This is a genomic window from Paenarthrobacter nicotinovorans, assembly GCF_021919345.1.
GTDB classification, from domain to species: domain Bacteria; phylum Actinomycetota; class Actinomycetes; order Actinomycetales; family Micrococcaceae; genus Arthrobacter; species Arthrobacter nicotinovorans.
In genome coordinates, this window is the sequence record NZ_CP089293.1 from 1,777,250 (window position 1) to 1,795,638 (window position 18,389).

Annotated in this window: 13 protein-coding genes; 7 read left to right on the plus strand and 6 right to left on the minus strand. The window is 63.8% G+C overall.

The genetic code is table 11. From position 1 onward, the window contains the following. Position 1: 1 nt before the first annotated feature. Positions 2 to 1,588 carry a serine/threonine protein kinase gene (locus JMY29_RS08285; protein WP_189075730.1) on the plus strand — a complete coding sequence of 529 codons (1,587 nt, stop codon included), beginning with the start codon at positions 2 to 4 and terminating at the stop codon, positions 1,586 to 1,588. A 37-nt stretch (positions 1,589 to 1,625) separates the two neighbouring features. Here JMY29_RS08285 and JMY29_RS08290 read toward each other — a convergent pair whose 3' ends face one another. Beyond that, positions 1,626 to 2,525, minus strand: coding sequence for a TIGR01777 family oxidoreductase (locus JMY29_RS08290; protein ID WP_189075729.1), 900 nt, complete (start codon positions 2,523 to 2,525; stop codon positions 1,626 to 1,628). An 85-nt stretch (positions 2,526 to 2,610) separates the two neighbouring features. Here JMY29_RS08290 and JMY29_RS08295 point away from each other — a divergent pair, with 85 nt between their 5' ends. Further along, positions 2,611 to 6,114, plus strand: a complete 3,504-nt coding sequence (locus JMY29_RS08295; RefSeq protein WP_189075728.1) for a S41 family peptidase — start codon at positions 2,611 to 2,613, stop codon at positions 6,112 to 6,114. A 102-nt stretch (positions 6,115 to 6,216) separates the two neighbouring features. Here the strand turns inward: JMY29_RS08295 and JMY29_RS08300 are convergent, their stop codons facing one another. Then, positions 6,217 to 6,645 carry an OsmC family protein gene (locus JMY29_RS08300; protein WP_018778715.1) on the minus strand — a complete coding sequence of 143 codons (429 nt, stop codon included), beginning with the start codon at positions 6,643 to 6,645 and terminating at the stop codon, positions 6,217 to 6,219. 133 nt (positions 6,646 to 6,778) lie between these two features. Here JMY29_RS08300 and JMY29_RS08305 point away from each other — a divergent pair, with 133 nt between their 5' ends. Continuing rightward, positions 6,779 to 7,162: a VOC family protein gene (locus JMY29_RS08305; protein WP_035733929.1), complete on the plus strand. Its 384-nt coding sequence runs from the start codon at positions 6,779 to 6,781 to the stop codon at positions 7,160 to 7,162. A gap of 83 nt (positions 7,163 to 7,245) precedes the next feature. On the opposite strand, the gene JMY29_RS08310 is transcribed toward JMY29_RS08305, so the two are convergent. The 4 genes from JMY29_RS08310 to JMY29_RS08325 form a co-directional block, all read right to left on the minus strand. Continuing rightward, complete coding sequence (locus JMY29_RS08310; protein WP_018778713.1) at positions 7,246 to 7,599, minus strand: hypothetical protein; 354 nt, start codon at positions 7,597 to 7,599, stop codon at positions 7,246 to 7,248. 138 nt (positions 7,600 to 7,737) lie between these two features. Next, positions 7,738 to 9,480 (minus strand): 2-oxoglutarate dehydrogenase, E2 component, dihydrolipoamide succinyltransferase, encoded by a 1,743-nt coding sequence (gene sucB, locus JMY29_RS08315; protein WP_055977730.1) that lies wholly within the window; start codon positions 9,478 to 9,480, stop codon positions 7,738 to 7,740. A gap of 113 nt (positions 9,481 to 9,593) precedes the next feature. Continuing rightward, entirely contained in the window at positions 9,594 to 10,976 is a 1,383-nt protein-coding gene (gene lpdA, locus JMY29_RS08320) for a dihydrolipoyl dehydrogenase (RefSeq protein WP_018778711.1), read from the minus strand. 295 nt (positions 10,977 to 11,271) lie between these two features. Then, a complete protein-coding gene (locus JMY29_RS08325; RefSeq protein ID WP_018778710.1) occupies positions 11,272 to 12,795 on the minus strand; it encodes a leucyl aminopeptidase in 1,524 nt (507 codons plus the stop codon). 289 nt (positions 12,796 to 13,084) lie between these two features. Here JMY29_RS08325 and JMY29_RS08330 point away from each other — a divergent pair, with 289 nt between their 5' ends. The 4 genes from JMY29_RS08330 to JMY29_RS08345 all read left to right on the plus strand — a co-directional run bounded on the left by JMY29_RS08330 (position 13,085) and on the right by JMY29_RS08345 (position 18,350). Then, entirely contained in the window at positions 13,085 to 14,023 is a 939-nt protein-coding gene (locus tag JMY29_RS08330; protein ID WP_018778709.1) for a proteasome assembly chaperone family protein, read from the plus strand. A gap of 34 nt (positions 14,024 to 14,057) precedes the next feature. Then, complete coding sequence (locus tag JMY29_RS08335) at positions 14,058 to 15,425, plus strand: MFS transporter (RefSeq protein ID WP_018778708.1); 1,368 nt, start codon at positions 14,058 to 14,060, stop codon at positions 15,423 to 15,425. A gap of 95 nt (positions 15,426 to 15,520) precedes the next feature. Next, positions 15,521 to 16,792, plus strand: a complete 1,272-nt coding sequence (locus JMY29_RS08340; RefSeq protein WP_189075727.1) for a DUF4192 domain-containing protein — start codon at positions 15,521 to 15,523, stop codon at positions 16,790 to 16,792. A 244-nt stretch (positions 16,793 to 17,036) separates the two neighbouring features. Further along, positions 17,037 to 18,350, plus strand: coding sequence for an RNA polymerase sigma factor (locus tag JMY29_RS08345; RefSeq protein ID WP_018778706.1), 1,314 nt, complete (start codon positions 17,037 to 17,039; stop codon positions 18,348 to 18,350). Positions 18,351 to 18,389: the final 39 nt, after the last annotated feature.

The window sequence follows — 18,389 nt, forward strand, 5'->3', positions numbered from 1 at the left end:
CATGGAAACTCTGGAAACCGCCAATGCCGTGGCACCCCTGCTTCCGGGCTACGAAATTTCCCGACTCCTGGGTCAGGGCAGCAGCTCCGACGTCTGGCTCGTCAACCGGCTCAGCGACCGGGCCCTGTTGGCGGTCAAATGTCCGCGTGGCGAAGTGCAGGCTGAAGCCTTGGGGAGCGCCGCCCGCGAGGTCACGCTGCTGTCGCACCTGGTGCACCAACATCTCGTGCGCATCCACGAGGTCCTCCCAGCGGATGATGGTTCCGGCGGGACGGCCGGGATCGTTATGGATTACGCCGCAGGGGGATCGCTGGCGAACCTGGTGCCGGGGAGGAAACGGTTGAGCGTTGGCGAAACAGTGACGGTGCTGACGCCCATTGCACAGGCGTTGGACTATTTGCACCTCAACGGCATCGTGCACGGTGACGTTTCGCCGGGAAACGTCCTGTTCACAGCGGTGGGCATGCCGGTCCTGGCGGATCTGGGCCTTGCAGTGAGGGTGGGGGATACGCATCAGAACCTTGATGCCGGAACCACGGGATTCAAGGATCCGTTCAGCCCGGTATCCACGCATGGGACCTCAGACCATGGGCTGCGGCCGCAACGGGACGTGTACTCCTTGGCAGCAGTCGGCTGGTACTGCCTGACCGGCGTCGTACCCGGGCCGCCCCAGGTGAGGCCACCATTGTCAATGCTGGTTCCTGACGTGCCGAAAGGCTTGGCCGCAGCCCTTGAGGCCGGGTTGGCGCCGGACCCGCAGATGCGGCCGACGGCAAAGGAGTTCGGCACGGCTATCTTCAGGAGTGCTGCCCCGGAGACCCTTGACCTGTCCGGAGCGGTGCATCATTCCGTGATTCCTGAGTTGCTCACCCGGCGCGAAGTGCACGGTCGTCAGGCACGCCGGGCAAGCCGTGGGCACTCCTGGATGCGCAGGCTCCTGTCGTTGCCCCGGGTGGAGGGACAATCAGGAGCCCGACGGTCCGGTACCTCCAGGAGCGTCCTGGCTGTCCGCGTGGTTCTGGTGGGGGTGGGCGGCACGCTGATCGGCGTCATGGCTTGGAACCTGTGGCAAGGGGGTGGTCTCGAGCCAAGGAATTTCCAGGCTGAGCCAACGGCCAGCCCGTCTGCCGGTCCCGGTCCATCCATGGAGCCTGCAAAGGCGGATGATCTTCCGGAAGGGCTCGCCGGAGCCCTCACAGCCGATGATCCAGAGGTCGCTGTGGGTGCCCTCTCAGCTGTTCGTGACTTCGCGCTGAGGGAAGGACGGCTCCAACTGCTGGACCTGGTCAATGCCCAAGGTTCCCCGGCTGCGGAGTCGGATCACGGGCTTCGCGAACAGCTGCGGCTGTCCGGCACGACGTTCGGGGGGTTCACTACTGAACTGTCGGGAGCATCGGTTGGCGCATCACCGGAAGTGGACCGCGTACAGGTAGACGTCACGGCCACCATCTCGGCTTATGAGGAACGTGATGCGTCGGGCGCGGTGGTCCGGACGCAAACAGCCGGCGCGTCCCAAGCCCTTCGCCTGACCTTGATCCGTGCGGATGGACGCTGGTGGCTTTCGGAAGTAACCGGGCCGGGCAAATGACCGCATCACGGCCGGCCGTCCGGGAACCCTGCTGCGCTTAGTGGTCAGTGTCCTTACGCAGCCACTCCATGGCTTCCGCCAGGGACGGGTGCTGCCAGTGGAAGCCTGCTTCGGCCAGGCGGGAGGGCTCCATACGTTGGTTGGCCAGCACGAGTTCATCCGCCAGCTTCCCCAGGACAAGACGCAGGGCAGGGCGGGGCACCCGGCAAAACGCCGGCCGGTGATACGCCTTCGCCAGCGCCTTCACGATCGTGTTGACGTCAGCACTTTCCGGGGCGCAAACGTTGACCGGACCTTCGAGTCCGGACCTCAGGAGGAAAGCGAGGGCAGCCGCCTCGTCCTGCAGGGTGATCCATGGCCAGTACTGGCGTCCGTTCCCGAACGGACCTCCGAGCCCAAGCTTCAACAGGGGGAGCAGGGGCCCCAACGCTCCGCCTGCGGAACTCAACACAACACCCGTTCGGGGAGTCACTACCCGGACGCCCGCCGGTGCCGTCTTGGCAGCGCCTTCCCACTCGACGCAGAGCGGGCCCAGCACGCCGCCGCCGGCTGGCGAATCCTCGCGGAGGACGCCTGTACTGTCCGCTCCGTAATAACCGGAGGCGGATTGGCTGATGAAGGCAGCGGGCGGCTTGGCAAGGCGCCCCATGGCCGCTGTCAGCGTGTGCGTGGTTTGCAGTCTGGAATCGCGGAGGACTTCGATCCGTTTCTTCGTCCATGGCCGGTCCCCGATGCCGGCGCCGGAGAGGTTGACCACAGCATCCACGCCATCCAGGACTGCTTCGTCCAGCTCGCCCTTGGCGGGGTCCCAGGTGAATTCACCGGGCGTGTCGGCGGGCCGGCGCACAAGCCGGACAACCTCATCGCCCTGGGCGGCCAATTGCCCGGCCAGGGCGGTTCCAATCATTCCTGAGGCTCCGGACATCACGATGCGCATGACCCATCTCACCATAAGGCCAACGTCTGGCGGAAACGCCTGTCATTGCCGCCGAGGGCAGGTGCCTCTTGACTATGATCGAACAATGACCTCCTCCAGCTACCTCCGTTTCCCGCATGTGCACGGCGATCTGGTCACTTTCGTGGCCGAAGACGACGTCTGGGTCGCACCGCTCCAAGGGGGCCGCGCCTGGCGGGTCTCCTCCCAGCAGCTTCAAGCAAGGAACCCGCGGTTCACCCCGGATGGAAAACGGTTGGTGTGGACGGTCGTGGTGGGAACGTCCCCGGAAGTCGTCACGGCCAACGTCGACGGCGGAGGGTACCGGCAGCTGAGCTACTTCGGTCACAGCACCACGAAAGTCAAGGGATTCACTCCGGCGGGCCACGTAGTGGTTACCAGTGCCTTCCAGCAGGCGGAAAGCCGCCACACGCACGCCTACAGCCTCCCGCTCGACGGCGGCGCCGCCGTCGAACTTCCTTTTGGTCCGGTAGAGGCTGTTGCTTTCGGGCCGGAGATCGGCGACGAGAAGCCGGTGGTTCTGGCGAGCGTTCTTTCCCGCGAACCCGCCTGGTGGAAGCGTTACCGTGGCGGCACTGCCGGCAAGCTGTGGATTGACGCAGACGGCAACGGTGAGTTTGAACGGCTGATACCGGAAATTGATGGAAACGTCACCGACCCTCTGTGGGTCAAGGGCAGGATCGCTTTCCTGTCGGACCACGAAGGTTACGGCAATCTCTATTCAGTCCTTCCCGATGGCTCCGGGTTGCTGCGGCACACGGATCACGAAGACTTCTATGTCCGGCACGCCAGCACGGACGGCCAGCGGGTCGTCTTCGAGTCTGCCGGCGAGCTGTGGGTCCTTCCTTCCCTCGATGCTGAGGCGCAGCCGGCCAAGCTGGGGATCTCGCTCGGCTCAGCTTCACCGGCGCGCCGTCCCGCACCCCTCAAGGCTTCCGCGCACCTCGGCGATGTCTTCCCGAATGCCGGAGGCACGGCCAGCGCCGTGGAAGCGCACGGTACGATTCACTGGCTTCGGCACAAGGACGGCCCCTCGCGGGTGGTGGAGGCCACGCCCGGTGTCCGCGCACGCCTGCCCCGTCCGCTCACCGACGGCAGGATCGCCTACGTGGCGGACCACGGGGGAGTCGAAGCGCTTTACATCAAGCGCATTGCGGCACGGCTGACTGCCTCGGTGGAGGTATCCAAGGATGCTGAGGCGCCGGCGCCGGCGAAGGAAGACGATTCCCTGCCGAAGCCGGTTTCCGCCTCAAACGTTTTGGGACAACCGAAATCGGCCGGGGAGGCAGCCGCACCGGTAACGCTTTCCGTCGCCAACGCCGACACTCCTGCCAACGTTGCGCCCTCGCCCGACACGGCCGCCGGCGTCTCTACCTCTGATGCAGTTCCTTCGCCTGAGGACGCCGCCCAGCTCCGCATCGACTTTCCGCAGCCCACTCGAACCAGCGCTTTGGAGCCGAGCCCTGATGGCCGCTGGATCGCCGTCGGGACCTCCTTTGGTGATGTTTTCGTCGCTGATACGTCGACCGGGAAGCTGGTCAAGCTCGTCAGTGTGGGCGATGGCAGCATCGAGCAGTTCGCGTGGTCGGGCGACTCGCAGTGGCTCGCCTGGTCCGAACCGGTCACGTCCTTTGGCTCACGCAGCAAGTTGAGGATTGCCCGCCCAGGCGAGCCCAGCCCGGGCATCATTGATGTCACTGACGGCCGCTTCTGCGACGAATGGCCGAGGTTCACCCCGGACGGCAAATTCCTGGCATTCCTGTCCAACCGGAGTTTCGACCCCGTCTACGACGGTCACTCCTTCGACCTCTCCTTCCCCAGCCCCATCAAGCCGTACATGGTGGCGCTGGCGGCGGATACGCCGTCGCCGTTCGGACCCTCGGTAGACACACTTGAGGATGCGCCGCTGGATGCCGGAAAGTCCGACGACGGCGACATCCCGGACGTGCGCGTGGATGCCGAAGGACTGGCCCACAGGGTCATCACCGTTCCGGTTCCGCAGGGTAACTATTCCCACCTCGCCGTCGGCGAGGGCGCACTGCTGTGGTTGGACACTGAACTTTCAGGCGTTACCGGCGAGGGCAAAGGCACGCCCCAGGATAAGAAGTCTGCGCCATCCTTGGTGCGTTATGACCTCGCCAAGCGCAAGTCCACCACCATCGTTCCTGCAGTGGACAGCTACCGGCTATCCGGTGACCTGCGTCGGGTGGTTTACATCCTGGACAAGAGCGTCACCTCGGTGCCCGCCGATAGCAAGGTGGAGGAGGATTCGGCAGAACACGTGAAAGTGGAGCTTAACAGGATCCGCGTGACCCTCGACCCGGTCGCGGCCTGGGGACAGGCATTCGATGAAGCCTGGAGGTTGCAGCGCGACTTCTTCTGGACCGCGGACATGGCAGGCCAGGACTGGGACTCCGTCTACAAGAGGTACCGGCCGATCGTGGACCGCCTCGGCTCCCATGACGACCTCGTTGACCTGCTGTGGGAGCTCCACGGCGAGTTGGGAACCTCGCACGCCTACGTGCGTCCGGCAGCCGTCAACGAACCGGGGCGGAATGGCCAGGGGCGGCTGGGTGCCGAGCTGCAGCTCAGTAGCAAGGGTTGGGAAATCACCCGGATCCTCGCAGGGGAATCATCGGATCCGTTGGCTACCTCGCCCTTAACGCGACCCGGTGTGGACGCGAAGGTGGGCGACGTGCTCCTGGCTGTTGACGGCGTCGGGCTTTCGGCAGCCTTGACACCGGCGATGCAGCTGGTGGGCGCAGCAGGACGGACTGTGGAGCTGACGCTTCTGAACGGTGACGGACACGGCGGTTCCGCTGGCGCGCAGCGACGTGTGGCAGTGGTTCCCATCCGTGATGAGGAACGGCTCCGCTACCAGGACTGGGTGCGTGCGAACCGCAGGACCGTCCGTGAAGCTTCCAATGGCAAGTTCGGTTACCTCCACGTCCCCGACATGATGGCCAACGGCTGGGCCCAGCTCCACCGTGACCTGGATACCGAAACGGCACTCGACGGACTGATAGTGGACGTTCGCCGCAACCGCGGTGGACACACCTCGCAACTGGTCGCCGAGCTGATTGGACGCAAGGTGACCGGCTGGAGCATGCCGCGCGGCGAAAAGCCCCGGACCTACCCGGACCACGCACCCCGAGGACCTGTCATCATCCTGACCGACGAATTTGCCGGTTCCGATGGCGACATCATCACGCAGGTCTCAAAACTCAGGGGCATCGGGCCTGTCATCGGGACCCGGACCTGGGGTGGCGTGGTGGGAATCGACAACCGCTTCTCGCTGGCCGACGGTACGGGCGTCACGCAGCCCCGCTACGCCACCTGGTTCAGCGGCGGAATCGGCTGGGACGTTGAGAACCGGGGCGTTGAGCCTGACATCGAAGTACTTTTCCCGCCGCACGCGTACGCAGCCGGCACGGATCCCCAGCTCGAGTACGGTATCGGTGCACTCAAGGAAATGATCCAGGAGCTGCCTACCGACCGGCCCCCGCTGCGCGAAGGCTACCGGAAGCTGCGGCCGGAGCCGTTGCCTTCACGGCCACAGGCCCGGAAGTAGAGAGCCCGGTAAGCACAAAGAACCCCGTCACCAGCTGGTGACGGGGTTCTTTTGCATCAAGCGCGGGGGTTCTGGCCCCTCTGCAATGCGCGCTTGCTGTGGCTACTCGGCGAGTGTTGCGTCCAAGGTGATTTCGATGCTGGCCAGCGCGCCCGAAACGGGGCAACCCGTCTTCGCGTCCTCGGAGATACGGCGGAAATCCTCTTGGGAAAGACCCGGAACCTTGGCGGTCATCGTCAGGTGGCTGCCGGTGATGCCGGTGCCCGGAACGAAGGTCACGTCGGCCTTGGTGTTGACTTCCTCGGCGGTGAATCCTTCACCGGCCAGGGCGTGGCTGAAGGCCATGGAGAAGCACGCGGAGTGGGCTGCAGCGATCAGTTCTTCCGGGCTGGTCTTGCCGCCGGACTGCTCCGTGCGGGCCTTCCAGGTGACATCGAACGTACCCAGGCCGGAGCTGTCCAGTGTGGTGTTTCCAGCGCCCTCAATGAGGTTGCCGTTCCATACCGTGTGTGCGGTGCGTGTTGCTGCCATGTCCACTCCTTGGGTCGTTGTATTCCGGCACCCGGCCTCCGCCGCGTGCCACCGCTTTCAATCCTAGGGATTCGGTCCAAGGACTGCACGGTCATTCCGCTGTCGGTGGATTGTGACCCCCTAAACTGGCGCCATGGATACAAAAGAACACGTAACCGGCGTGCAACGCCGAGGCCCAAGAATCGCGTCGATCATGGTCAATGCCGTGGATGCGGCCCGACTCTCCGCTTTCTGGTCTGAACTGCTGGACATGCCCGTTTCAGCGGAGCACGAAGGGTTTATCTGGCTGCGTCCAGCCGAACCGGGTCTTCCCCAACTGGCGTTCCAGCAGGTCAACGAACCTACCGAAGGACGGCGCCGGCTTCACCTGGACCTTCACGACGCCGATGCCGCTGCCTTGCGGCGAAAGGCGGAGTCCCTGGGCGCTACCTTCATTGAGGGGCACGACGTGGCGGATTTCCACTGGGACGTCATGCATGATCCTGAGGGAAACGAGTTCTGTATCGCCCAGGAGTAGCAGCGTACTTAACGGCGGAGGCCGTCCCACCGGGCTGTGCGCACGGTGGGGCGGCCTCTTGCATCAGGATGCAGGCGTGGGAGCTAGTTCCAGAGAGTGGCGATTGCTATGTTCACCAAGGCAAGGCCGCCCACACCGTGAGCCAATCCGGTAGACACAGCTTCACCGTTCTTGACCTTGCGCGAGCCGATGACCGCCAGCACGGCCACGGCCACGGCAATGGCGAACTTGACGCCGAGCTTGAAGTAGTTGGGATCGGCGTCCGGCAAGAAGGGGATCACACCCATCATGGCGATGCCGGTCAGGAGCTGAAGGAACGCACCATCGCGCTGGCGCGGGTGGACGGTTGGCTCCCTGAGGGTGGCGATCCAGTAGCCCACGATCATGGCTGCGCCGACGATGTGCAAGAACACCAGAATGTTGAAGAGAATACTCATGGCCCTAGCTTATCCAGTCGGTTCTACGTCCTGTAGCAAAGCCACGCGCTGGTGTTAAAAGCGGAAGGGGCAGGTCCCCGGGTTTCCCCGGCAACCTGCCCCTTCCGGATCTGCGGGAGTACCTGCAGACGGAACTACTTAGAGACCGAGGTCTGCTTCGAACGCGCCCTCTTCAAGGCGTGCCTTGAGGGTCTGAAGGAACCGGCCGGCGTCGGCGCCGTCCACCAGGCGGTGGTCGTACGTCAGCGACAGGTACATCATGGAGCGGATGGCGATCGAGTCGTCACCGTTTTCGTCAGCAACCACAACAGCGCGCTTGACGATGGCACCGGTGCCGAGGATACCTACCTGCGGCTGGTTGATGATCGGGGTGTCGAACAGGGCGCCGACAGAACCGATGTTGGTGATGCTGAACGTACCGCCGGACAGCTCGTCCGGGCCGATCTTGCCGTCGCGGGTGCGGCCTGCAACATCAGCGATCTTCCCGGCAAGGCCGGCGAGGTTCAGGTTGCCGGCGTCGGAGATGACGGGAACCAGAAGGCCCTTGTCAGTGTCGACGGCGATCGCCAGGTGTTCGGCGTTGTGGTAGGTGATTTCCTGCTTGGACTCGTCGTAAGCAGCATTCAGCTTGGGGTGCTGCTTCAGTGCCTCGGCCACAGCCTTGGCGATGAACGGCAGGAACGTCAGCTTGACGCCGTTCTGGGCCTGGAACGAGTTCTTGGCCTTGAGGCGGAGCTTGGCGATCTTGGTCATGTCGACCTCGTGCACCTGGGTCAGCTGGGTGGAGACCTCAAGAGACTCGCGCATGCGGCGGGCGATGACCTGACGGATGCGGGGAGCCTTCTCCGTGGTGCCGCGCAGCGACGACGCAACGACCGGTGCAGCAGCCTTGGCTGCGGGCGCAGCGGCAGGAGCGGGGGCAGCCGGTGCAGCGGCAGCCTGCTTGGCTTCCGCGGCGGCAAGCACATCCTGCTTGCGGATACGTCCACCAACACCGGTGCCGGAGACAGATGCAATGTCAACGCCGTGCTGGTTGGCAAGCTTGCGAACCAACGGAGTGACGTAGCCGGATTCGGAGGAGCCAGCCGATTCGGCGGCAGGAGCAGCAGGTGCGGCGGCCGGAGCGGCTGCGGGAGCCGGGGCGGCTGCGGGAGCCGGGGCTGCTGCAGCGGGGGCAGGTGCTGCCGGTGCTTCTGCAGGGGCGGCCGGAGCCGGAGCGGCGGCCGGGGCGGCCGGAGCCGGAGCGGCGGCCGGGGCGGCTGCGCCCGAGCCGATGATTGCCAGGACGGAACCGACTTCAGCAGTCTCGTCCTCGTTGACGCGGATCTCCTGGAGGGTACCGGCAACGGGGGAGGGGATCTCCGTGTCGACCTTGTCGGTGGATACCTCAAGAAGGGGCTCGTCGACCTCAACGGTGTCACCGACGGCCTTGAGCCACCGGGTGACGGTGCCTTCGGTGACGCTCTCGCCCAACGCAGGGAGGGTGACTTCGTGGCCTTCGCCGGACGAAGCGGCGGGTGCTTCCGCAGCCGGAGCTTCTTCTGCGGCGGGAGCTTCTGCGGCGGCCGGTGCGGCCTCTTCCGCGGGAGCGGCAGGTGCTTCCTCAGCCGGTGCCGCAGGTGCGGCCTCTGCAGCTGAGCCGGAGCCATCGCCGATGCGGACCAAGGGTGCGCCAACTTCAGCCGTCTCGTCTTCAGCGACGAGGATTTCTTCGATGACGCCTGAGATCGGAGAAGGGATTTCGGTGTCTACTTTGTCGGTTGAAACCTCGAGCAGCGGCTCGTCGATCTCCACCCGGTCACCAACCTGCTTGAGCCAGCGGGTGACGGTTCCTTCGGTGACACTCTCACCGAGGGCGGGCAAGTTAACGGATTCAGACATGTCGTCCCCGTTCTCCTTATTGATCTTTGTGCGGATGAATTCTGCTGGTCCGGGCCGGGTGCATCCGGCAGATTCCGCCGCATGCACCCGACCCGTTTGTCTTGGGTAAAGACTTAGCCGTGGAGCGGCTTGCCCGCGAGGGCGAGGTGGGCTTCGCCCAAAGCTTCGTTCTGGGTCGGGTGGGCGTGGACCAGCTGGGCCACGTCCTCCGGGTAGGCTTCCCAGTTCACGATCAGCTGGGCTTCACCGATCTGTTCACCCATACGTGAACCAATCATGTGGATACCAACTACGGGGCCATCCTTCTGGCGGACAAGCTTGACGATGCCGCCTGTGCCGAGGATGGAGCTCTTGCCGTTTCCGGCAAGGTTGTATTCCTGGGTCTGCACCTGGTCGTCGCCGAATTTCTCCTTGGCGGCCTTTTCGGTGTAACCGACCGTGGCGATTTCAGGTTCGCAGTACGTGACCTTGGGGATGTTGATGTCTTCGACGATGGCCGGGTTCAAGCCGGCGATCTCCTCGGCAACGAAGATGCCCTGCTGGTAGCCACGGTGTGCGAGCTGGACTCCCGGGACGATGTCGCCCACGGCGTAGATGTTGCCGACACCGGTGTGGAGGCGCTCGTTGGTGATGACGAAGCCACGGTCGATGGTGATGCCGGCTTCTTCGTAGCCCAGGTTGGCGGTCACGGGACCGCGGCCTACTGCAACGAGCAGGAGGTCTGCTTCGAAGGTCTGGCCATCAACCAAGGTGACCTTGACGCCGTCGTCGTTCTGCTCGACGCCCTGGAAGAAGATGCCAGTGGTGAACTTGATGCCGCGCTTCTTGAACGCACGCTCGAGGTTCTTCACGATCGAGGCGTCCTCGTTGGGGACCAAGGAGGGGAGGCCTTCGATGATGGTGACGTCCACGCCGAAGGACTTCCACACGGAAGCGAATTCGACGCCGATGACGCCGCCGCCGAGGACGATGGCGCTCTTGGGGATGTAGTCCATGGTGAGGGCCTGGTCGGAGGTGATGACCTTGCCGCCGATTTCAAGGCCCGGGAGCGACCGCGAGTAGGAACCGGTGGCCAGGACAATGTTCTTGCCCGTGTAAGCCGTGCCGTTCACTACGACGGTATTGTTGCCCTGGAGCTTGCCTTCACCCTCGATAACGGTGATGCCCTTGGACTTAATGAGTCCCTGGAGGCCCTTGAACTTGCCGGCGATGATGCCGTCCTTGTAGGCGTTCACGGCCGACATGTCGATGCTGTCGAGCGTGACGTTCACGCCGTACTTGGCGGAATCGCGTGCATGGTCAGCCAGTTCGGCCGAGTGCAGGAGGGCCTTGGTGGGGATGCAACCATTGTGCAGGCAGGTTCCGCCGAGCTTTGCCTTTTCCACAAGGCCAACGGTGAACCCAAGCTGCACGGCCCGCAGGGCAGTGGCGTAGCCGCCGCTGCCGCCACCGAGTACCAGGATGTCGAATTCTTGCGCAGTTGCCTGATCGGCCACTAAAACGCTCCCTCGCGTGAATGATGACACGGGACTGCGTGTCATCTGGTCTTTGGAACTTGTTCTGCCGTGATTATGCCAGCACCTAAGTTCTCTTGCATTTGTGACTATCGAGTTCACCTTAGCGAACCACCTACCCATGCTCCACCCTCTGCGGGTGTTTGTGGAGCGCTTGTGTCGAGACTCACGTTCACTTGTGACACAGCGCTACACGCCGCATAATTCCGGGGTTGCGTGGCCCTTGCCGGGTCATCGCCCGGACCACGCAACCCCGGAGGAAGCGGGGAGTGTGCCGCTAGGCGGAAACCGCCAAAAGGTCCTCGGCGTAGGCAACCAGGGTGCGGACGGTGCATCCGGTGCCCTGCTTGGGTGTGTAGCCGTAGGGGCTGCCGTTGTTGAAGGAGGGGCCGGCAATGTCCACGTGGGCCCACGGGATCTGCTCGCCGGAATCGTCCTTGCCCACGAATTCGCGCAGGAACACCGCGGCGGTCATCATGCCACCGTTGCGCTCACCAATGTTGGCGATGTCTGCCACCTGGGAGTCCAGGCTTGGGCGGAGTTCTTCCGGCAGCGGCATCGGCCACACCAGTTCGCCTGCGCGGTCGGCGGCGGACTTGAGTGCAGCCGTGACGGAATCCGAACCCATCACACCAGCGGTGCGCAGGCCCAGGGCGATCAGCTGTGCACCCGTCAGGGTGGCGACGTCAATGATCACATCCGGCTTCTCCAGGCTGGCGGCGACGAGTCCGTCGGCCATCACCAGGCGACCCTCGGCGTCGGTGTTCAGTACTTCCACGGTCTTGCCGCCGTGGATGGTGAAGACATCGGCGGGCCGCGCTGCGGCGCCGGACGGCATGTTCTCGGCGATGCAGAGCCAGGCGGTTGCCTTGATGGGCAGGCCCAGCGAAGCCAGCGCCAGGACAGTATTGAGGACGACGGCGGCGCCCGCCATGTCGCTCTTCATGTCGCCCATGCCGAGGGCGGGCTTGATGGAGATGCCACCGGTGTCAAAGGTGATGCCCTTTCCGACGAGGGCAATCTTCCGGGTGGCCTTGGCGGGAGCGTATTCCACCTTGACCAGGCGCGGCTGGCGGGTGGAGCCCTTTCCGACGCCGAGGATGCCGCCAAAGCCCTCCTTCTCCAGGCGCTTCTCATCCCAGACGGTTACCTTGACCGGAAGGCCCTTGGCGAGTTCCTTGGCGGACTCGGCAAACGACTCAGGGTAGAGGTGGCTGGGCGGTTGGTTCACCAAGGTGCGGGTGGCGTTGACTGCCCTTGCCAGGACAACTGCCCGATCGAGCGCAGGCTGGGCCGTCTTTGCATCCACGTCAGAGAAGATCAGTGCCTTGGCCACCGGCGCCTTCAGGCCATCGGTGGAGGAGCGGTGCTCAGTGTAGGAATAGGCGCCCAAAGCGGCACCTTCGGCGACCGCTGCCACATCCGTGAGTGCCGGCGTCGGGAAAGCCAGTGTCACCGACGGCAGCCCTGCAAGCTGGCGCACTGCCGATCCTGCGGCCCGGCGCAAAGCCTCTTCGCTGAGGTTGCCGCCGTTGGCAAGTTTGCCCACACCCGCCAAGACCAGAATTCCGGCGCCCGTTTCGGGCAGTCCGGGAAGGCGGTGCACCTGGTCGGCCGCGCCGCTGATCCCCAGGAGCTTCAGGGAGCCTGCCACAGACTCGGCAGACTTGGCACTGAGCGGATTGGGAAGCAGCACCGGCCCATCCGTGCCTTGTGCAACTCCGATCACGAGTGCGTCGCTGGGGGACTTTTTCAGGTCCTTGGCAATGATGCCCAGGATGATGTCAGTAGTCTTGACCACGAGGATGTGTCCTCACTTCTCTCTGCATTGCATGGCGGGGCCGCATGTTAGGCGGCCTGCCCCGGTACGCGCCCGACGTCCACGTGCGACGGCGGCCTTGGTCTTCAGGCCGGGCGTCACTGGAGGACGGCGGCCCGTTTCGATCGTAGTCTCTCAGCGACCGCTGACAGCAATTAAATGAGAGCTGCCGCACATCGGGGGCAGGAATGCCAGCTCCGCGTGCAGCGTTGTAACCCTACAGACCATCCCGAACCACAGAACCGAACTTGCCCCGTGAAAGGAATACGCCGTGTTTGAACGGATATCCGGCACCCTCCTGGACCCTGAAGCGCTCTACGCGAGCAACATCGAGACCTTCCACAGCCCCGAATTGCGCGGCCTGGACATGGTCATGGGCTTCACGGGGTTTGCCGATGCCGGTCATGTAGTCCGGCAAATCAATGCGGAACTGTTGGACGAGCTCGATGCCGAGGTCGTGGCCATGTTCGACGCCGACCAGCTCATCGACTACCGCTCGCGCCGACCCCACATCAGCTTTGTGGAGGACCATCTGCAGGATTACCAGGCGCCCAAGCTCGGCCTGTACAAGCTGACGGATGGGCTGGGACAGCCTTTCCTCCTGCTGGCCGGTTTTGAACCTGATCTGCAATGGGAGCGGTTTGCCCGCGCCGTGGTCGGAATCGTGGAGAAACTGGACGTCAACCTCGTCACATGGATCCACTCAATCCCCATGCCCGTGCCGCACACGCGGCCAGTGGGTGTGACGGTGCACGGCAACAGGCCCGAGCTCATCGAAGGAATCTCCAGCTGGAAGCCCACCGTGGAGGTGCCGGCAGCCATTGGCCACATCCTCGAGCTTCGGCTCACCGAGGCCGAACGCAGCGTCGCCGGTTACGTCATCCACGTGCCGCACTACTTGTCCGAGGCCGAGTACCCTCCCGCGGCAGTGGCGGGCTTGGAATACCTCGGGGCGGCGACGTCCCTGATGCTCCCCACTGACCGCCTGCGCGAAGCGGGGCGGGAGGTTGGCCGGCAGATCGCTGAGCAGATCGCAGCTTCCGAAGAAGTGCAGGCGGTGGTGGCGAACCTGGAGACCCGCTACGACGAGAAATCCGAGGGAATCGTCCGCCGCTCGCTGCTTGCCGACGAGAACGACGAACTGCCCAACGCCGAGGACATCGGAGCAGCTGTGGAAGCGTACCTGGCACGTAAAGACACGCCTCAATAAATCAGCTTTATCCGTTGACCGGCATAATTGAGGTGTGACTTCTCCCCGCGCCTGGCTTATTTGGACCATAGGCATCTTCGCCTACCTCGTGGCTGTAGCGCAGCGGACTTCCTTCGGCGTGGCAGGTTTGGAGGCAACTGAACGGTTCCACGCCAGCGCCTCAGCCATCTCCTTCTTCACCGTCCTGCAGTTGTTGGTCTATGCAGGGCTGCAGATTCCGGTGGGCGTACTGGTGGACCGGTTCGGGTCGCGCGTCATGGTGGCCGGCGGTGCTGTCCTCATGGCCGCCGGACAACTCCAGCTTGCTTTCGCTGAGAGCATTCCCGGCGGTGTCCTGGGCCGCGTTCTCGTAGGGGCGGGCGATGCCATGACGTTCATCTCGGTAATCCGCCTTGTTCCCTTGTGGTTCGCCCCGGCAAGGGTTCCCCTGGTGACCCAGTTGACTGGCATGTGCGGCCAGCTGGGCCAGCTGTTCAGTGTGGTCCCGTTCGCGTTGTTGCTGCATTCTGCCGGATGGACGCCAGCGTTCCTGACACTGGCTGCGATGTCGGTGCTGGCAGTTGTCCTGGTCCTTTGCCTGTTGCGGGACGCCCCTCCAGGCCACCCCGCCAAGGCTTCGGCCCAAGGCCTGCGGGCCACGGGCGTTTCCCTGTCCAGCGCCTGGAAACAGCCCGGGACCAGGCTGGGCCTGTGGAGCCACTTCACCGTACAGTTCAGCGGCAACCTCTTTGCGATGACCTGGGGATACCCGTTCCTGCTCTCAGCCCAGGGACTGGACGCCGGAACGGTGTCCGCCCTGATGGCGCTCTTCGTGGCAACGGCCATCGTTGCCGGACCTGGACTAGGACGGTTCGTCTCCAGGCACCCCATGCGCAGATCGGCAATGGTCCTTTTGATCACCACCGCCACGGCCATGGCGTGGGCGGCCGTGCTCCTTCTTCCTGAGCGGGCTCCACTCTGGCTTCTGGTTCTATTGGTTGTGGTGCTTGCCATCGGTGGCCCGGGCTCCATGATCGGCTTTGACTTCGCCCGGACGTTCAATCCTTCACACCGGATCGGCACGGCAACAGGAATCGTCAACGTTGGCGGCTTCATCGCCGCCCTCATTGCCATCTACCTCATTGGCCTGGTGCTCGACCTCCTGAACGCCAGCGGATTCTCCGGCGGAGAGTTGTACGGCCTCGCACCGTTCCGGATTGCCCTCAGTGTCCAGTTCCTGCTGCTCGCGATCGGAACCGTCCTGATTCTGGTCACCCGGCGGAAAGTCCGGCGCCAAATGGCAAGCCAAGGCATCCACGTCCCTCCATTGGCAACCGCGCTCGCAAGGCAGCGGCGTGAGCGCCTGGAGCGCCGGCGCGAGGCACGCTCCAAGGCGGCGGGGACTAGAGCGGCGGGGGAGTAGAAGGCGCGCAGCAGCCGCCTCCGCACCCTGACGGCTTTTCCACATAGCTGGGTTTGTGCCTGTTCCTTGTCTTAGCCGGTGCGCAGGCTTGAGGCATGACCACCAACAAAACTCTTAATATCCACCAGCCCGAAGACATCCTTGGCTACATACCCCACATGCTGGGCTATTGGCCCGAGGACAGCCTCGTGGCCATCACGATGCAGGGAAAGCTCCTGGGCGCAACCCTCCGGGTAGACCTGCCGGTGTTGTCCTCCCACGCAGCCATTGCCCGTTTCGCTGAACATGTGCGCCAGTATCTGATTGCCGATGAGGCTGCCAATGGCGTGGTCCTCGCCGTGTATACCGATGGCGGTTGGCAGGACGGCTCAGTGGTTGGCCGGATGACGCCCTTGCTCGATGCCCTCAGGGCCAGCCTCGACTGCGTCGATCTCTCAGTGCGTGACGCTTGGCTGGTGGGTGCCGAATACTGGCGGGGAGCCTACTGCGTCGATGAAGGCTGTTGCCCGCTTCCCGGGTTCGCCGTTGAACGGATCAAGGAAAGCCGGCTCAGTGCGGAATTGGTGTACCAGGGGAATGCCATCGGACCGTCCCCACGAAAAGGCTTTGAAGGGCTGGGACTCGCCTTGTCCGGCCCGCACGGATCCCGGGTATCGGAAGCGGAGGTGCAATTCGGTCGACAGATACTTGGCAGCTGGCGCAGCGAGGCCTGCTTCGATGCTGTCCTTGCTGTGTGGCGGTACGTCATGACCAGGGCCCTCCGGAATGCTCCCCTGGACCCGGCCGCTGATGCGACGCTCATCGGATTTCTTAGGACCACGCTGAAAGTGACGGCGTGGCGGGACGCGGTGGTGGTGATGGCCGCAGCCGGCACGGATGCTGCAAAGTCCGGCGCTGAAGAATTCGGACTCTTCGTCGAGGATGGGCTGGACAGCCCACCTTTTGATTCTCGGGAACTGGGCGTGCCCGATGTCGGGCCAACCACCGAAAACCAGTCGGGGGCCGCCCGTACTGCAGGATCCGGGGAGTCCGCCGACGTTTACACCTACGGCGATGTCCTGTTGGGCATGCATCCGGAGGTGCCCTGCTGGAGCGACCTCGACGTGCTGCAACAGGCCCTTGCCCTACTGACCATCGAGGGCGAGCTGGGAGAAGTGGCAGCCGCTGCGCTGACCCTGCAAGGGTGGATTTTCTGGTGCAGGGGCAACGGCTCCCTCGCACACGCCTGCCTGAGCCGGGCCGGAGACGCCCAGCCAGGCTACCGCTTGGCCGAGCTGCTCATGGAGATTCTGGGGGAGGGCGTTCTGTGTGGGTGGGCGCGCCGCCCCGACTCCGCATGGAAGGGGCCGGGCAATGCACCTGCCTAGTTTCCTTGGCACTCAACAGGCGTACGTTTCGCAAAACCGTGAGACAATGGATGCCGAGACCCGGTTGGGTCCGCGTTTGAATGCCTGGATGGGCCCGGAGACGGGAACAATCCAGTGTCGCCGGTAGTTGTAATCAAAGACTCTGCAGGCGGTGATCGCATTTGAAGTTGATCGCGGACTTGACAGGGTCATAGTGGTGTTGCCCGTATGGTGATTCCACAGACCGCCGCTAGAAAGGTTTTCTGTGACCCCGTCTTCCGTCGAGAAGGAACCCGCCGCCCAGGCCGAATTGTCCGCTGAGGAAAAGAAGGCGGCCACATCGGCAAAGCGCGCTGCGACACGTGCTGCCAACAAGGCTTCAGAGGGCGACTCTGACAAGCCTGCCCCGAAGAAGCGTGGACCCAAGCCCGGTGCGAAGGCCGCTGCCGAAGCAGCGAACAGCTCCTCCGCCACCGACGCCGAGGAGCCCAGCGCCGAGGACGAAGACTTCGACCCCGCAGCAGCGGAGGAAGTCGAAGTCGGAGACGACGACACCGAGGACGGCGCGACTGCCGCCAAAGACAAGGCTGCCCCGTCCGGCTCAGGCTTTGTCTACTCGGATGCCGATGATGACGACGCACCTGTACAGCAGGTCATGTCAGCTGGTGCAACCGCAGACCCCGTCAAGGACTACCTGAAGCAAATCGGCAAGGTGGCCTTGCTGAACGCCGAACAGGAAGTCGATCTGGCCCTCCGCATCGAGGCCGGGCTCTTCGCTGAGGAAAAGATCAACGCGGATGACGGGTCCATGGATCCCAAGCTCAAGCGCGAGCTCGAGTTCGTCATCCACGATGGCAAGCGTGCAAAGAACCACCTGCTCGAGGCCAACCTTCGCCTGGTTGTATCGCTCGCGAAGCGTTACACCGGACGAGGCATGCTGTTCCTGGACCTGATCCAGGAAGGCAACCTGGGCCTTATCCGCGCCGTGGAGAAGTTCGACTACACCAAGGGCTTCAAGTTCTCCACTTACGCCACGTGGTGGATCCGCCAGGCAATTACCCGTGCCATGGCTGACCAGGCCCGCACCATTCGTATTCCGGTGCACATGGTCGAAGTCATCAACAAGCTGGCCCGCGTTCAGCGCCAGATGCTTCAGGACCTGGGCCGCGAGCCCACGCCCGAGGAGCTGGCACTGGAACTGGACATGACACCCGAAAAGGTCGTCGAGGTCCAGAAGTACGGTCGCGAACCCATCTCGCTCCACACCCCGTTGGGCGAGGACGGCGACTCCGAGTTCGGTGACCTGATCGAGGACTCCGAAGCAGTTGTTCCGGCTGACGCAGTGAGCTTCACGCTCCTGCAGGAGCAGTTGCACTCAGTTTTGGACACCTTGTCAGAGCGTGAAGCAGGCGTGGTCGCCATGCGCTTCGGCCTCACTGATGGCCAGCCGAAGACTTTAGACGAAATCGGCAAGGTCTACGGAGTGACGCGTGAGCGCATCCGCCAGATCGAATCCAAGACCATGTCCAAGCTGCGGCACCCGTCCCGCTCGCAGGTCCTGCGGGACTACCTGGACTAAAATTCCAAGCAAGTGCGTCAGCACCAAAGCGGCCCAGTC

Bases quoted from the DNA above. Each gene is read 5' to 3' on its own strand.
- JMY29_RS08340 (WP_189075727.1), top strand. From the start codon at position 15,521: ATGACCACCAACAAAACTCTTAATATCCACCAGCCCGAAGACATCCTT.
- sucB (WP_055977730.1), bottom strand. From the start codon at position 9,480: ATGTCTGAATCCGTTAACTTGCCCGCCCTCGGTGAGAGTGTCACCGAA.
- JMY29_RS08295 (WP_189075728.1), top strand. From the start codon at position 2,611: ATGACCTCCTCCAGCTACCTCCGTTTCCCGCATGTGCACGGCGATCTG.
- JMY29_RS08285 (WP_189075730.1), top strand. From the start codon at position 2: ATGGAAACTCTGGAAACCGCCAATGCCGTGGCACCCCTGCTTCCGGGC.
- JMY29_RS08290 (WP_189075729.1), bottom strand. From the start codon at position 2,525: ATGCGCATCGTGATGTCCGGAGCCTCAGGAATGATTGGAACCGCCCTG.
- JMY29_RS08310 (WP_018778713.1), bottom strand. From the start codon at position 7,599: ATGAGTATTCTCTTCAACATTCTGGTGTTCTTGCACATCGTCGGCGCA.
- JMY29_RS08300 (WP_018778715.1), bottom strand. From the start codon at position 6,645: ATGGCAGCAACACGCACCGCACACACGGTATGGAACGGCAACCTCATT.
- JMY29_RS08305 (WP_035733929.1), top strand. From the start codon at position 6,779: ATGGATACAAAAGAACACGTAACCGGCGTGCAACGCCGAGGCCCAAGA.